Source organism: Afipia sp. GW821-FHT14H12 (assembly GCF_058803465.1).
In genome coordinates this window covers 1,693,586-1,709,367 of record NZ_JBXAOZ010000001.1, presented here as the reverse complement: position 1 = coordinate 1,709,367, position 15,782 = coordinate 1,693,586, and the positions used below count along the sequence as shown (strand labels likewise).

At 63.5% G+C, this 15,782-nt stretch carries 12 protein-coding genes and 1 other RNA gene; 2 read left to right on the top strand and 11 right to left on the bottom strand.

All coding sequences use genetic code 11. The features are described from left to right. Positions 1–28 precede the first annotated feature (28 nt). The 9 genes from murG to rsmH all read right to left on the bottom strand — a co-directional run bounded on the left by murG (position 29) and on the right by rsmH (position 10,978). A complete protein-coding gene (gene murG / locus AC1RNA_RS08470; RefSeq protein WP_492950790.1) occupies positions 29–1,132 on the bottom strand; it encodes an undecaprenyldiphospho-muramoylpentapeptide beta-N-acetylglucosaminyltransferase in 1,104 nt (367 codons plus the stop codon). Positions 1,133–1,154: 22 nt separating this feature from the next. Then, positions 1,155–2,306, bottom strand: coding sequence for a putative lipid II flippase FtsW (gene ftsW / locus AC1RNA_RS08465; protein WP_009337122.1), 1,152 nt, complete (start codon positions 2,304–2,306; stop codon positions 1,155–1,157). Between the two features lie 78 nt (positions 2,307–2,384). Beyond that, the gene (gene murD, locus AC1RNA_RS08460; protein ID WP_492950789.1) at positions 2,385–3,782 is read right to left on the bottom strand and encodes a UDP-N-acetylmuramoyl-L-alanine--D-glutamate ligase; all 1,398 of its coding nucleotides are present in this window, start codon (positions 3,780–3,782) and stop codon (positions 2,385–2,387) included. A 4-nt stretch (positions 3,783–3,786) separates the two neighbouring features. Then, positions 3,787–4,872 carry a phospho-N-acetylmuramoyl-pentapeptide-transferase gene (gene mraY, locus AC1RNA_RS08455; protein WP_009337124.1) on the bottom strand — a complete coding sequence of 362 codons (1,086 nt, stop codon included), beginning with the start codon at positions 4,870–4,872 and terminating at the stop codon, positions 3,787–3,789. Positions 4,873–4,881: 9 nt separating this feature from the next. Then, entirely contained in the window at positions 4,882–6,318 is a 1,437-nt protein-coding gene (locus AC1RNA_RS08450) for a UDP-N-acetylmuramoylalanyl-D-glutamyl-2,6-diaminopimelate--D-alanyl-D-alanine ligase (RefSeq protein ID WP_492950788.1), read from the bottom strand. Next, on the bottom strand, positions 6,315–7,757 hold the full coding sequence (locus tag AC1RNA_RS08445) for a UDP-N-acetylmuramoyl-L-alanyl-D-glutamate--2,6-diaminopimelate ligase (RefSeq protein WP_492950787.1): 1,443 nt from the start codon (positions 7,755–7,757) through the stop codon (positions 6,315–6,317). Before AC1RNA_RS08445 ends, AC1RNA_RS08450 begins: the two co-directional genes overlap by 4 nt. A gap of 76 nt (positions 7,758–7,833) precedes the next feature. Then, on the bottom strand, positions 7,834–9,573 hold the full coding sequence (locus tag AC1RNA_RS08440; RefSeq protein WP_009337130.1) for a peptidoglycan D,D-transpeptidase FtsI family protein: 1,740 nt from the start codon (positions 9,571–9,573) through the stop codon (positions 7,834–7,836). Beyond that, positions 9,570–9,980, bottom strand: coding sequence for a cell division protein FtsL (gene ftsL / locus AC1RNA_RS08435; protein ID WP_009337133.1), 411 nt, complete (start codon positions 9,978–9,980; stop codon positions 9,570–9,572). Before ftsL ends, AC1RNA_RS08440 begins: the two co-directional genes overlap by 4 nt. After that, complete coding sequence (rsmH, locus tag AC1RNA_RS08430) at positions 9,977–10,978, bottom strand: 16S rRNA (cytosine(1402)-N(4))-methyltransferase RsmH (RefSeq protein WP_492950786.1); 1,002 nt, start codon at positions 10,976–10,978, stop codon at positions 9,977–9,979. The genes ftsL and rsmH overlap by 4 nt, the downstream gene beginning before the upstream one ends. A gap of 494 nt (positions 10,979–11,472) precedes the next feature. Here rsmH and AC1RNA_RS08425 point away from each other — a divergent pair, with 494 nt between their 5' ends. After that, positions 11,473–12,246, top strand: a complete 774-nt coding sequence (locus AC1RNA_RS08425; RefSeq protein WP_009337137.1) for an N-acetylmuramoyl-L-alanine amidase — start codon at positions 11,473–11,475, stop codon at positions 12,244–12,246. Positions 12,247–12,342: 96 nt separating this feature from the next. Next, an RNA gene (gene rnpB, locus AC1RNA_RS08420) (RNase P RNA component class A) lies at positions 12,343–12,767 on the top strand. A gap of 63 nt (positions 12,768–12,830) precedes the next feature. Here rnpB and AC1RNA_RS08415 read toward each other — a convergent pair. Together AC1RNA_RS08415 and AC1RNA_RS08410 are read right to left on the bottom strand one after the other, a co-directional pair. Next, positions 12,831–14,417: a DHA2 family efflux MFS transporter permease subunit gene (locus AC1RNA_RS08415; RefSeq protein ID WP_492950785.1), complete on the bottom strand. Its 1,587-nt coding sequence runs from the start codon at positions 14,415–14,417 to the stop codon at positions 12,831–12,833. A gap of 18 nt (positions 14,418–14,435) precedes the next feature. Beyond that, positions 14,436–15,674, bottom strand: a complete 1,239-nt coding sequence (locus AC1RNA_RS08410) for an HlyD family secretion protein (protein WP_492950784.1) — start codon at positions 15,672–15,674, stop codon at positions 14,436–14,438. Between the last annotated feature and the right edge of the window lie 108 nt (positions 15,675–15,782).

Sequence of the window (15,782 nt, the reverse complement as noted above, 5' to 3'; positions counted from 1 at the left end):
TGACAAGGGCTAAATCAGTCTCAAGACGTTAGATTCCGGCGACTTTCACGACCAGATCGGCCAGCCGGTCGGCGGCATCGAGCCTCCCCGCCTTGCGGGCATTCGCGGCCATGTCCGCGAGCCGCTGCGGCTCGGCCGCCAAGGCGGAAATCTCAGATGCCAGCCGATGCGGCGTGAATTCGGATTGCGGAATCCGGATCGCGCCGCCCGCATCCACCAGCACGCCCGCATTGGCGAACTGGTCCTGATCGATGGCGCCCGGCAGCGGCACCAGGATCGAAGGCCGCCCGATGGCAGCGAGTTCAGCCACGGTGCCCGCGCCCGAGCGCGACACGACAAGATGGCTCGCAGCAAGCCGCGCCGGAAGATCGCTGAAGAACGGTGCCAGTTCAGCCTGAACCTTGAGGCGCTCATAAATCGCGCGAACGCGCGGCATGTCTTCCTCGCGTACCTGCTGGATCAGCGACAGCCTGTTCCACAGCGCAGGCTCCAATTGTTCGATGGCGCCGGGCACGATATCCGACATCACGCGCGCGCCCTGGCTGCCACCAACCACCAGCAGACGGAACGGCCCCGCCGCCTCCGGTGCCTTGAACGGAACAGCAGCCGCGGCCAGAATATTCGAGCGCATCGGCGTGCCGGTAGTCGTCGCCTTGGACGCGAGCGCAGGATCGCGATCCAGCACGCCGGGCAGCGAGGTCGCAATCGCATTGACGCGCGACGATAACAGCCGATTGGCGCGGCCGAGCACCGCGTTGGAATCGTGAATGAGGGAGGGCACGCCGAGCAGCTTCGCCGCCATCAACGGCGGCAGCGTCGGGTAGCCGCCGAAGCCGACCACCACGGCAGGCTTCAGCTTGCGAATCAACAGCACCGCCTTGGCGGCACCCGCCGACAGCATCGCCGCGGTGCGCGCCAGCGACAGCGGATTACGGCCGCGCACGGTTTCGCTCGGCACCACGTCGATCATGTCGTTGGAAAACAGGCCACTGTAGCGCACGGCGCGGTCGTCGGTGACGAGCCGCACGCGATAGCCGCGGTTCATCAGCACAGCGCCAAGCGCCTCGGCAGGAAACAGGTGTCCGCCGGTACCGCCAGCCGCCAACAATACGAGGGGAGCGTCCGTCATCACGCCATCATATCATATCGTGCGCTCAGGCGTAGGCGCGCGCCGCGTTGGCGGCACCCATTGAATCCATTTCGACGCTCGGCCGCTGCCGCGTCAGCGCCAGCAGCATGCCGATGCCGTAGGCCAGCGATACCATCGACGAACCGCCATAGGAGATGAACGGCAACGTCATACCCTTGGCGGGCATCAGGTGCAGGTTCACCGCCATGTTGATGCAGGCCTGAGTGCCGAACATGATGGCGAGGCCGGAGGCCGCAAAGCGCGTGAACAGGTCCTCGCTCGCATAGGCGCGTGACAGCGAGCGCAGCACGATGAAGGCGAACAGCGCGAGCAGCGCGAGGCACAGCACGATGCCGAATTCCTCCGCGCCGACCGCGAACACAAAGTCGGTGTGGCTGTCAGGCAGCAACCGTTTCACGGTGCCCTCGCCCGGCCCCTGCCCGAACCATCCGCCCCGCATGAAAGAATCGGCGGCGAGATCGACCTGGAAAGTGTCGCCAGACGCTGGGTTCATGAATCGCTGAATACGCGCCGCCACATGCGGCACCGTGAGATAGGCCGTAAACAGCCCGACCGCCGATACGCCCGCGAGGCCGAACACCCACACCATCCGCATGCCCGCGATGAAGAACAGCGCACCCCAGACGGTGAGCATCAACATGGTCTGGCCGAAATCCGGCTCAAGCACCAGCAACGTGATCAGCATGCCGAGGAGAACAAGCGCCATCGAGGTCGCGGGCATTTCCGGACGCCGCGTCGATTCCGCGAACAGCCACGACACCACCACGACGAACGCAGGCTTGGCGGCTTCCGAGGCCTGAATGTTGACGCCGATGATGGTGATCCAGCGCCTTGCGCCCTTCACCTCCGGGCCGAACAGAAGCGTCGCCACGATCAACGCCATGCTGATCGCCAGCACGATCAAGGCGCTGCGGCGAACATGCTTCGGCGACAGGAACGATGTCCCGATCATCACGATGATCGACGGCACCAGGAACAGCACGTGGCGATTGAAGAAATGAAACGGATCGAGCCCGATGCGGGTCGCGACCGGCGGGCTCGCCGCCAGCGACAGGATCACGCCCGCCAGGATCAACGCCATGATCGCCGCAAGCAGGAGCTTGTCGACGGTCCACCACCACTCGCTCAGCGGCGTGCGTTGTTCGCGTGACATCATGGCGGCGGTCCTTCAGGCGGCTATCCGCCATTGGTCGCCGATCATGGTTTCGGGAGAGTTAACGAGATGTAAAAACTTTTACGGCTTCACCGGCGCGACGCCCGGAAGCGCCATCACCAGCTTGCGGAAATGATCGCCCCGCACCTCGAAATTCGGGAACTGGTCGAACGAGGCGCAAGCCGGCGACAGCAGCACCACGGCCTGCCCGCCCGCCGCCTCCGCGTCACGCGCCGCATGCGGCACGGCGACGTCGAGCGTGCCGGACATTTCCTGCGGCACACCTTCGAGGGTCTTGGAGAACTCCTCCGCCGCCTCGCCGATCAGGTAGGCCCTGCGGATGCGCGGGAAGAACTCACGCAGCGATTCAATGCCGCCGCTTTTCGGCTTGCCGCCCGCGATCCAGTAGATATCGCTGAAGGACGACAGCGCGCGGCCCGCCGCATCGGCATTGGTGCCCTTGGAGTCGTTGACGAACAGCACCTCACCCTTGCGCCCGACCTGCTCCATCCGATGCGCCAGCCCCGGAAAGCTGCGCAGGCCCCGCTGCACTACGTCGAACGGCACACCGAGCGCAAGTGCCGCGCTCGCGGCACAAGCCGCGTTTTGTGCGTTGTGACGGCCGCGTAGCGAACCGATGCCGCGCAGATCAACCAGCTTCGCAGTGCCGCCAGCCGCGCCGCGCACGATGGTTTCGCCTTCGAGAAACACGCCATTGTCCAGCCGGCGCTGCACCGAAACCGTGACGACATGCTTGCCCGCCAGTTCCGCATTGCGCGCCGCCTTGGCGCTGAAATCGTCGTCGACGCCAACGATCGCCGTGCCGCCACGCTGCACGCCGACCACAAGGCGCTCTTTCACCTCGGCATAATTCTCGATGCTGCCATGACGATCGATGTGATCTTCCGTGACATTGAGCAGAATGCCGACGCTGGGATCGAGCGATGGTGTCAGATCGATCTGGTAGGACGACATCTCGATGACGTGCACGCGCCGCGCGGCAGGCGGCTCCAGCGACAGGATGGCGGTACCGATATTGCCGCCCATCTGCACATCGAAGCCTGCCTGACGCATCAGATGCGCGGTCAGTGCGGTGGTGGTGGACTTGCCATTGGTGCCGGTGATGGCGACGAACGGCGCGCTCGGCGCATGCCGCCGCCGCTCGCGGCAGAACAACTCGACATCGCCGATGACTTCGATGCCAGCCTTGTGCGCCATCTCGACGCTCCAGTGCGGCGCCGGATGGGTCAGCGGCACGCCCGGCGTGAGAATAAGCGCAGCGAAATTCTCCCACGACACGGTGCGCAGGTCGGCGGTGATGAAACCCGCCTTCGCGGCCTGCGCCAACCGCTCGGCGCTGTCATCGCCGGCGATGACTTCCGCGCCGCCCGCTTTCAGTGCATGGCAACTGGCCAGACCAGAGCCACCGAGACCGAATACGGCGACGGTCTGTCCTTCGAAACAGGTGACGGGAATCATAGGCTCACCGCAATTTCAGTGTCGACAAACCGGCGAGCGCCAGCATCACCGCGATGATCCAGAAGCGGATCACGATCTGCGGTTCGGTCCAGCCCTTCTGTTCGTAATGATGATGGATCGGCGCCATGCGGAAGATGCGCTTGCCGGTCAGCTTGAAGGACGCGACCTGCACGATCACCGACAGCGCCTCGAACACGAACAGCCCGCCGATCACCGCCAGCACGATCTCGTGCTTCACCGCAACCGCGATGCTGCCGATCATGCCGCCCAGCGCGAGCGAGCCGGTGTCGCCCATGAAGATCGAAGCGGGCGGCGCATTGAACCACAGAAAGCCCAGGCCAGCGCCGAGCACTGCGCCGCACAGCACCGCAAGTTCGCCGGTGCCCGCGACGTAGCGGATCTGCAGATATTCGGAGAACACCGCGTTGCCGACGAGATAGGAGATCATGCCGAAGCTCGCGGCGGCGATCATCACCGGGACGATGGCCAAGCCGTCGAGGCCGTCGGTCAGGTTCACCGCATTGCCCGCGCCGACGATGATAAAGCCGCCGAAGATCACGTAGAACCAGCCGAGGTTGATGGCAAAATCCTTGACGAAGGGAATGCCGAGTTGAGTCACGGCAGAATCGCGCGCCGACCAGACAATCGCCGCACAGGCAAGCAGCGCGATCAGCCCCTCGACCGCGAGCCGCGACTTTCCCGAGAATCCGGCATGGGTCTGCTTGGTGACTTTCAGATAGTCGTCATAGAAGCCGACGAAACCGAAACCGAGCGTGACCATCAGCACGACCCACACATAGGGGTTGCGCAGGTTGGCCCACAACAGCGTCGCCACCACGAGGCCGGACAGGATCATCAGCCCGCCCATGGTGGGCGTGCCCTTCTTGGTGACGAGATGCGTCGGCGGCCCATCAGCGCGGATCGGCTGGCCCTTGCCTTGCGCGAGTCGCAGATGGTCGATGATCCAGGGTCCAAACATGAACACGAACAACGCACCCGTCACCATCGCGCCGCCGGTGCGGAAGGTGATGTAGCGAAAGACGTTGATGCCCGGAATCGTACCTGCGAGATCGGTCAACCAATAAAACATGCAAACCGCCTATACCGTGAGATCGTCCGCATCCGCGCCGCTCGGAAAATTCTTCTCAAGCGCGGCTACAATCAATTTCATGCGCGAGCCGAGCGATCCCTTGACCATGATCGCATCGCCCGCGCGAATTCCCGCGACGAGCTGTGATTCCAGCTTTGCCGAGTCTTCGGCATAGCCCCCCTTCTTCGCCGAGGGAAGGGCATCCCACAACGCACGCATTAAAGGACCGCAACAAAATACCAGATCGATTTTATTGGCCGCAACCGAGGCGGCCAGACCGCCATGAAGCTCCCGCCCCTTCGGGCCAAGCTCGAGCATATCGCCCAGAACCGCGATACGGCGGCCCCGCGGGCCGATCGCGGTCTGGCCCAGCACGTTCATGGCCGCCGTCATGGAAGCCGGATTGGCATTATAGCTTTCGTCGATCAGCGTCACCGTCCCGCCCGGGAGTTCGAGCATCTGGCGGACGCCCCGCCCCGCTGCGGGCCGAAATTCCGCGAGCGCCAGCGCCGACAGCGCGAGGTCGGCTCCCGCCAATGTCGTTGCCGCAAGTACCGCGAGCGAATTCATCGCCATGTGCCGCCCCGGAACACCAACCTTGTACGTCACATCATGATGGAGCAGGTCGGCATGGACTGCGGAACACTCACCATGAAGCGCAACGTCAAGCAGACGCGCATCCGCTTTTGCATTCTCCCCGAACGTCACGATGCGAGAAACGCCGCTTGCCTTGGCCTTGTTCTCCAGGCGCGCGAACTGCGCATTGTCGATGTTGAGGATCGCCGCGCCATCCGGCTCAAGCCCGGTGAAGATTTCCGCCTTGGCATCGGCAATCGCCTCGATGCCGGAGAAGAATTCGAGATGCACCGGCTCCACCGTGGTGATGATCGCCAGATGCGGACGCACCAGTTTCACCAGCGGCTCGATTTCGCCCGCATGGTTCATGCCAATCTCGAAGATCGCGAACCGCGCACTTGAAGGGCAGCGCGCGAGCGACAGCGGCACGCCCCAGTGATTGTTGAAGGACGCCGCCGATGCATGAGTCTCGCCCTGCGCCTGCAACACCGTACGCAGCGCCTCCTTGGTCGAGGTCTTGCCGACCGATCCCGTCACCGCGATGATTTTCGCATGCGCGCGCGCGCGCGAGGCTTTTGCGAGATCGACAAGACCCGCGAGCACGTCCGGCACCACCAACAGCGGCAGATCATCGGGGAATTCTGCGCGATGCGACTGCGCGATCACGGCGACACCGCCGCCGTTCTTCAGCGCCGCCTCGACAAAGGCGTGGCCGTCGTGCACGTCACCCTTGATCGCGAAATACGCCTCGCCCGGCGCGATGGTGCGGCTGTCGATGGAGATGCCGGTCACGCCTTCGGGCAACGCGCCGACGCGTTCCGCGCTCATCGCTTCCGCCATCGCGGCGATCGTCCAGAGCTGTCCGGTCATGCGGCATGCTCCGCGAGCGCGGCCGAGGCCGCTTCGTGATCGCTGAACGGCAACACTTTATCTCCGACGATTTGCCCGGTCTCATGACCCTTGCCCGCGATCAGCAGCACATCGCCGGGCTGAAGGGAGGCCACAGCGGAACGGATCGCTTCCGTCCGGTCGCCAATTTCTTTTGCCCCTTTTGCCGCCGCCAGAATTTCTGCGCGGATCGTGGCAGGCCTTTCGCTGCGCGGGTTGTCGTCGGTAACGATCACCGCATCGGCGTACTGCATGGCGATGGCGCCCATCAGAGGCCGCTTGCCCGCATCGCGGTCGCCGCCCGCGCCGAACACCACGACCAGTCGCCCCTTCGCGTAAGGCCGCAACGCCTCGAGCGCCTTCATCAGCGCATCAGGCTTGTGCGCGTAATCGACAAACACCGGCGCGCCGCGGCAATCGCCGATCAGTTCGAGACGCCCCTTGGCGCCTTCGAGTTGTTCCAGCGCTGAAAATGTTTTCGTCGCATCGCCCCCCGTGGCGATCACAAGACCTGCTGCAACCAGCGCGTTCTCGATCTGGAATTCGCCGACCAGCGGCAGGCGCAACCGATGGGTCTGCCCGCGATGTTGGATCGCCATCTTCTGCCCGAACCCGTCAATCGTGGCATCGACAAGCCGAATGCCCTCACCCTTCCGTCCAATCGTGATGACATCCAGCTTGCGCGCACGGGCCGCGGCGATCACCGCGGCGGAATGCTCATGATCGGCGGCGATCACCGCGGGCGCGCCTTCGGGCGCAAGGTCGGTGAACAGCCGCAGCTTGGCCGCGAGATAATGTTCGACGGTCGGATGATAATCCATGTGGTCGCGCGAGAGATTGGTGAAAGCCGCCGCCGCGATCCGCACGCCATCGAGCCGATGCTGGTCGAGGCCATGCGAGGATGCTTCCAGCGCGAGATGCGTTACGCCATCGCCCGCCAGTTCATCGAGCGCACGATGCAGCGCGACGGGATCTGGCGTCGTCAGGGAGCCGTAGACGTTACGGTGACGCGAGACGATGCCGATGGTGCCCAGACTCGCCGCGTCGTAACCGAGGCTGTCCCACAATTGCCGCGTGAACGCCGCGACCGAGGTCTTGCCGCTGGTGCCGGTGACGGCGGCGATGGTCTGCGGCTGGCGCGGATAAAAGGCGGCGGCGGCAAGCGCCAGCGCCCGGCGCGGATTTGACGTGACGATGACAGGCACGGAGACGGAATGAGCGTGATCCGCGACGACCGCCACGGCGCCAGCCTCAATGGCCGCGCCGATGAAGCGCGTGCCGTCGGTCTTGCTGCCGCCGAGCGCAAAGAACACGTCTCCCGGCTTCACCGCACGGCTGTCCACGGCAAGTCCCGCCACCGCAAGCTCACTTGTTTGCGGGTCGAAAGTGGCATCACCGCTGAAAAGTTCGCGTAGATTCATGGGGTCCTGGTGGTCCAAGGGTCGCGGATGTCCAAATCCACTTCCCTAGCCGAAGGCGGGCGGCAACCCGTTGCGCTTACCGATTCTCCCTCGATGTCGCAAGAATAAGGCGCTCGGACGGCGGCAAATCGAAGCGCGGCTTGATCCCCAGAAGCGGCGCTATCCGCGCGATCACCTTGCCACCGGTCGGCACGGCGTTCCAGCCAGAAGTGATGAACCCATGGGTCTCGGGCAGCGCCTGCGGCTCATCCAGCATCACAAGCAACTGATATTGCGGATTATCGGCGGGCATGATCGCTGTGAAGGCGTTCAGCACCTTCTTCTTGGCATAGCGGCCGTTGATGACCTTCTCGGCGGTGCCGGTCTTGCCGCCGATATAATAGCCCGGCACGTCTGCCTTGCGGGCGGTTCCGACCTCGGCATTCAGCCGCATCAGGAAACGCATCTTGTCGCTGGTTTCCGGCTTGATGACGCGCTTGGCGAGTTTCATCGCATCCGCCTCGCTGCGCTTGAGGAAGGTCGGCGGAATGAGGTAGCCCCCATTCACCAGCGCGTCGATGCCCATCACCGCCTGCAAGGGCGCCACCGCGATGCCGTGACCGAAGGCAATGGTCACGGTGTTCAGTTCACCCCAGTGCCGCGGCAGGATCGGCGAGGCGCTTTCCGGCAGTTCGGTACGCAGCCGCGTCAACTGCCCCATTTTGGCAAGAAACGCCTTGTGCGCCTCGATGCCCTGCGACAGCGCAATGCGCGCCGCACCGATGTTGGAGGAATAGGTAAAGACCTCCTTGGTGTTGATCGCGCGGCCGAGCGGGTGATCGTCGTGAATCCGGAAGCGGCCATATTGCAGCGGCGTGCGCACATCCCACATCGAATTCAGCGTGGTCTTGCCGGAATCCAGCGCCATCGCCAGGGTGAACGCCTTGAAGGTCGAACCCATTTCATACACGCCGGTAGTCAGGCGGTTGATGCGGTCGGGATCGTTGGCTTCCTTCGGGTTGTTCGGATCGAAATCCGGCAGCGACACCATCGCGACGATTTCGCCGGTATGAACATTGCTAACGATGCCGGACGCCGCCTTGGCGTGGAATTTCTCCTTGGCCTTCACCAGTTCGTCGCGCAGCGCGTGCTCGACACGCAGATCGACGGCCAGCTCGATCGGCTCCTGCTGGCGGTCGGTGGCGAAGCCCGCCCGATGCAGATCGGCGAGGCCGTTGCCGTCGAGCCACTTCTCCATGCCCGCGATGCCCTGATTGTCGATATTGACGAGACCGATCAGGTGAGAGACGTCGCGGCCGGTCGGGTAGACGCGCTTGTTCTCGCGCAGGAAGCCCACGCCCGGCAGGCCGAGCTTGAACACGTCGCGCTGCTGCTTCGGCGTCAGTTCGCGCTTGAGCCAGACGAAGCCCTTGCGAGACGACAGCCGGTCGCGCACTTCGCCGGGATCGAGATCGGGCAGCGTCGCCGTCAGAAGCTCGATCGCCTCATCCTTGTCGATGAGCTTGCGCGGTTCGGCATAAAGCGAGGCCGCTTTGATGTCCGTCGCGAGGATTTCGCCGTTGCGATCCAGAATATCGGGTCGCGCGGTCGCGACCGCGTCCTGCGCACCGCCACGGCGCCCGTTATGGGTATCACCCATCACCCCGTACATCACGAGCCGCAGCGCGATGACTGCAAAGACCGCCGAGAACGCCAGCATCGCAAGCCCGACGCGCGCGCGCGCCTTGGCGGCGCGGTCGACATTGCCATACAGCAACTTACGGATCAGCCGCTGACGCAGCGGCTCAGCCGGGGTCACGGAAACGCCGTCGCTCATTGCGCGCCTCCCGTGACTGCGGATGAAGATGGCGCCGGTGCAGGCGCAGGAATCGAGCCAGTCGCTTCATCCGGGCTGACGACATCGATCATCGCACCGATCGGATCGGGGTCGTTCGGCTTGATGTAGCTCGGCGGTCGCGACGGCAGGTTCTTCAGGGAGTCAAACTGGTTGGCATCGATCGGCCGAAGCTGGAGATGGCGCTCCACCAGCCCCTGCAACCGCGCGGGCGAGGACAGCTTGGCCCATTCCGCACGCAACGCCGCAATCTTATTGCGCTCCTCGCGAATATCGGCACGCAGCCGCAACACGCGCTCGGTGCGCACCGTCGAGTCCATCTTGATGCGATAGACATAGGCCGCCGAGATCACCAGCGCGCAGATGACAAGGAAATGGATGATCCTCAAGACCGTCCCCCCTTCATCACCGAACGCAGGGTCGGCCAGTCAAAGCTCATGTCTTCATGATGCGAGGGGTTGGCGGTGCGCTGTGCCGCGCGCAGCTTGGCGGAACGCGCGCGCGGATTGACAGCCGTCTCGTTGTCATTGGCCACCACGGGGCGCTTGGTCAGGATCTCGAAGCTCGGCGCGATCTGCTCGACCTCCGGCAGATGGCGCGAACCGCCACCCTGCTTCGCGCGGCTGGCGAGGAAATTCTTGACGATGCGGTCCTCCAGCGAGTGGAATGACACGACCACCAGCCTGCCGCCCGGCTTGAGCGCACGCTCGGAGGCGTGCAGCGCGGTCTGCAATTCGTCGAGTTCTTCGTTGATGAAAATCCGCAGCGCCTGAAACGTGCGGGTCGCAGGATGAATCTCGTTGGGGCGCGCCCGCACGACGCTCGACACGATGTCGGCCAGCGCCTTGGTGGTGACGATCGGATTGTCCTGCCGCGCCTTGACGATGGCGCGCGCCACGGCGCGGGAGTGCCGCTCCTCGCCGAAAATGTAGATGATGTTGGCGAGATCCTTCTCCGAGGCCACCGCGACCACATCGGCGGCACTCGCACCCTCCTGCCCCATGCGCATGTCGAGCGGGCCGTCATGGCGGAACGAAAAGCCGCGCTCCGCCCGGTCGAGCTGCATCGACGACACGCCGATATCCATTACGATGCCATCGACCTGCGGCGCCCCTTCCGCCGCGCAAACCTCGGCGAGATAGGAAAACCTGTCCTGCACCACCGTCAGGCGGCCCCCCGCGCGCTCGATCAGATCGAACGCCTCCGCCACAGCGGTGCGGTCGCGGTCGATGCCGATGACGCGGGTGCCGGCGACTTCGAGAATACGTTTGCTGTAGCCGCCCGCGCCGAAGGTCGCGTCGACGTAGATGCCGCCCGCGTGCGGTGCGAGAAACTCCACCGCCTCGCGGCCGAGAACGGAGATATGGCGGGAAGAGGCTGTGCTCATGCCGCACTCCTCACCCGGAACCCTTTGGCTCCTCCATAATAACAGCCGTGCCCATCACGCGTTTCCATGCGCACACGCGATGGCTTGCCTGCCGGAAGCCCGCGCAGGCAAATTGTCGTCATGAGCGGAGTTCCGTCTGTATGGCGAGGGTCTGCCAAGAGTCTTGCCATGGGTCGAGCGCACCGGGGAACCGCGATTGGGTACAAATCGGGCGCGGTTCTTCACCCTTCAGTAGCGGTAATTATCGTTAAGGAATGGTTGATGACCCCCGGGATGGCCCTCAATCAGTGCCCGGCCACCGATTCAGACCGGATGTGGATAAAGGGAACCTGCTGATTGCGCCGCGCGTTCCGGGAGCGCGATACTGACGGTACCGTTGAGTACGTCGTGGTCTTGCCTCGTTTGGTTGTCACATGTCGTTTGAGTCGTTCGCATCTGCTGGATTCGCCGCACACCGCGAACGGTTGGCATCCCCCCTCGGATCGCAAGACGACATGGTGAGCTTTACTCCGGATTCGTCCGTCGTCTTCGACGTACGACCGTCTCCGAACTTCAATGAGCGCAAGGCCGGGCGCCAGCCCGACATGATCGTGCTGCATTACACGGGCATGTCCGATGCTTCGAGCGCGCTGAAGCGGCTGTGCACCGCCGGCACCGAAGTCTCCGCGCATTATGTCGTGATGGAAGACGGCAACATCATCCAGTGCGTCCGGGAATCCCACCGCGCCTGGCATGCCGGCACATCGTCATGGGACGGCGACAGTGACGTCAATTCCGCCTCGATCGGCATTGAGATCGTCAATCCCGGCCACGATCTGGGCTATCCGGATTTTCCCTTACGCCAGGTCGCAGCGGTGATCGCGCTGTGCAAAGGCATCATGCTACGGCGAAAAGTGCCGAAGCATCGCGTGCTGGCGCACTCCGATGTCGCCCCCGCGCGCAAGAAGGATCCGGGCGAGAAATTTCCCTGGCGGCTTCTGGCCGATTCCGGCGTCGGGCACTGGGTCGAGCCTGCCCCGCTTACGCATAGCGACCGCAAGTTTCTGGGAACCACCAGCGACGAGATCATGGCGCTGCAGCGCGCACTGGTCCGTTACGGCTACCCTGTCCTGCCGAGCGGCCAGTATGACGGCGTGACGATGGACGCGGTGGCGGCATTCCAGCGTCATTTCCGCCCCGAGCGGGTCGACGGCATCGCGGACCAGTCGACGCTGACGACGCTCACGAGCCTGCTCGAAACCCTGCCAGACGCCTCCAAAGTCGCCTGATCTGGCCTTCGCACCTCCTAACCTCTCCCATCGGTCGGATCGCGATAGCCCTCGCTCGGCTTGACGCCGGGAAGCGAAACCGCCATGTGGTCAGCGTCAGTCGGCCGGACGGCCGCTCTTGCAGGATCGAAAGGTCGCAAGGGAGGAAAGTCCGGGCTCCATCGACATACGGTGCCGGATAACGTCCGGCGAAGGCGACTTCAGGGAAAGTGCCACAGAGAACGAACCGCCTCGCCTCCGCAAGGAGCGCGCGGTAAGGGTGAAAAGGTGCGGTAAGAGCGCACCGCGTTTCCGGCAACGGCGACGGCATGGCAAACCCCACCGGGAGCAAGACCGAATAGGGATGGCACAGTGGAAAGTTCGCCTCAGGGCGATAACTCCGCGGGGCGATGTCGAGCCCGCCATCCGGGTAGGTTGCTAGAGGCGCGGAGCAATCCACGTCCCAGAGGAATGGCCGTCACGTCTGCGTGGTGCAAACCATTCAGGCCCTACAGAACCCGGCTTACAGGCTGGCTGACATCCGCATCGCGACAAGCGATGGTCTATGAAGGGTCCGGCGCAACCGCGCCGGGCCCTTCACCACATCAGTGCCCCGCGCCTGCCCCAGCGCCGGGCTTCGGCCGCTTCACCACGACAACGAGCAAGCTGAGGCCGATATAAAACACCGTCAGCAGATAGAAGGCGTCCGCGTATCCCATCACCGCCGCCTGCTGATGCACCCGCTGCCACAACACCTTCAATGCCATCAACTGCGCATCGCCCTGCCCCTGAAAACGCTGCGTCAACGTATTCAGCATCTCGACCGCGCTCGCGTTACCCCAATTCACCACGTCATGAAGACGGGAGATGTGAAGATCGGTGCGATCGTTCAGAACCGTATTGATGAGCGCAAGTCCGACCGCGCCACCCATGTTGCGGGTCAGGTTGAACAGTCCGGAGGCGTTCTTCATCCGCTCCGGCGCCAGCGTACCGAGCGCAATGTTGTTGACCGGGATCATCGCCAGCATGATGCCGAGCCCGCGGAAAATCTGCGGCCACAACAATTCATAGAAGTCATACTGCGACGTGATCCACGTCATCTGCCATGTGCTGAGCGCGAAGACGAGCAGGCCGACACCGATCATGTAGCGCGGATCGACCTTGTTCATCAGGCGGCCGACGAGCGGGGCCGTCATGAACATCGCAAGACCGGAGACGAACATCGTCTCGCCGATCATTAGCGGGTTATAGCCGCGGATCTCGGCAAGATAGCGCGGATAAATATACGTCATGCCATAAAGGCCGATACCGACGCAGAAAGAGAAGATGCTGCCGATCGCAAAATTACGATCGGTAAAGGCGCGGATGTCGACGATCGGCTCTTTCGCTGTGAGCACCCGATAGAAGAATGCCACGGTCGAGATGGCGCAGACGACGCCCATGATCGCGACCGACTCGTCTTCGAACCACTGGTATTGCGGCCCCTCTTCCAGGACGTATTCGAGCGAGCCGAGAAAGCCCGCCATCGCTGCGAAACCGAACCAGTCGAAATGATCCAGCAAGGCGAAGTTCGGCTGATCGAAATCGACCAGCGCCAGCACGCCGAGCGTCACAAGGATGCCCGGCACCACGTTGATGAAGAACAGCCAGTGCCACGACGCGGCATCCGTGATGTAGCCGCCTACCGTAGGACCGATCGTCGGCGCAAGGGTTGCGACAAGGCCGATCGCGGGCGTGACGATCGACAGCTTGCTGCGCGGAAACACGGTGTAGGCAGAAGCAAACACCGTGGGGATCATGCCCGCGCCAAGAAAGCCCTGCACCGCGCGCCACAGGATCATCTCGTCGATGGTCGAGGTCAGGCCGCACATGAAGCTCGAGATGGTGAAGCCCGCCGCGGAGATCGCGAACAACAGCCTCGTGCCGAATGCGCGCGACAGGAAGCCCGAGAGCGGGATCGCGATCACTTCCGCGATCAGATACGCGGTCTGCACCCACGATACTTCGGTCGCGGACGCCGACAGGCCGGCCTGAATTTCGGACAGCGACGCCGACACGATCTGGATGTCCAGGATCGACATGAACATGCCGAAGATCATGATCAGGAACGCGATCATGCGGCGCGGCGCCACGCTCTCCCAAGCAGGCGTGGCGGCTGGTATCGATCCTATGGTGCCGGATGCTGCGCTCATGCGCGAACTCCGCGAGTGCTACTCTGCTTTGGCAAGAGCTTGTTTGGAGGACTTCCGCGTATCGACTTCAACCTCGACCGACATGCCCGCGCGGAGAAGATTCTCACGCGCGACGGCTTTCGGGACGCGCACGCGAACCGGCAGGCGCTGCACGATCTTGGTGAAGTTGCCGGTGGCGTTGTCCGGCGGCAGCAGCGTGAACACAGAACCCGACGCGGGCGACAGGCTCTCGACGGTGCCGACGATGTCGCGGCCCTTCACAGCGTCAACGCTGATGTAAACCGGCTGGCCGGGACGAATGCGTGCGAGCTGGGTTTCCTTGAAATTGGCGTCGATGAACACGTCATCCAGCGGCACGACATTGGCGAGACGCTGGCCCACTGAAATATTGTCGCCTTCGTTGACGAGGCGATTGGAGAACACGCCGTCGATCGGCGCGCGAATGGTGGTGAAGGACAGGTCGCGCTCAGCCTTGGCAAGCGCAGTCTTCAATTCGCCGAGCTGTCCTTCGGCTTCAGTCTGCTGCGCCTTGATGACGTCGATCTGCGCCTGCGCGGCGTCGAGATTGGCCTGGGCGCCCTGCACCGAGGCATTGCTCTGGTCGCGGGTCGCCTGCGACTGGTCGAAGGTCGCCTTCGAGGCAAAACCCTTCTCGCTTAACTGGCTCTGGCGGACGAAATCAGCTTCGGCGCGCTTGGCCGCAGCCTGCGCGGACTCGAGTTGGGCTTGCGCCTGCTCGACCGCACTTTCCTGCGCTTTTGCCTGACGGCCAATGCGTTGGATGGTGGCTTCCTGTGTCGCGATCTTGGCGCGAGCGTTGTCGACCGCGATCTTGTAATCACCATCGTCGATCTGGAACAAAAGATCGCCCGCCTTCACCTCGGTGTTGTCACCGACCGCGATCTTCGCGAGATAGCCGGAGGCGCGCGCGCCAAGCATTGTATTGTTGGCGCGGACATAGGCGTCGTCGGTCGACACCATGTAGCGGCCGACCAGAAAATAGTGGATGCCGAACACGGCCAGCGCGATCGCGGCCACCGCTCCGAGCCCTGCGAAAATTTTCTGGCGGCGGCCAAGCCGCGCCCAGCGGGAGCCCGCCGCAGCCGGGGCATCGGCTACGGTGTCGGGGCTTTCCGTTGTGCGGCGTGCGGTCACATCCTCCAACCGGGGGCGGGGCGGAGAACCGGAAGGCGACGAAACATCGCCATTTTCGTCAACATCAGCCTTGCGGACGGCAGATTGCTCACGCGGGGCCATCGGTGGAGCCTTTCATTGACCAAACGGTTCGGTCAACCCTATTTACTATTGACCGAACCGTTCGGTCAATAGTAAGAAAGGCACAGGGGAACAAATTTTTGCGAGCGA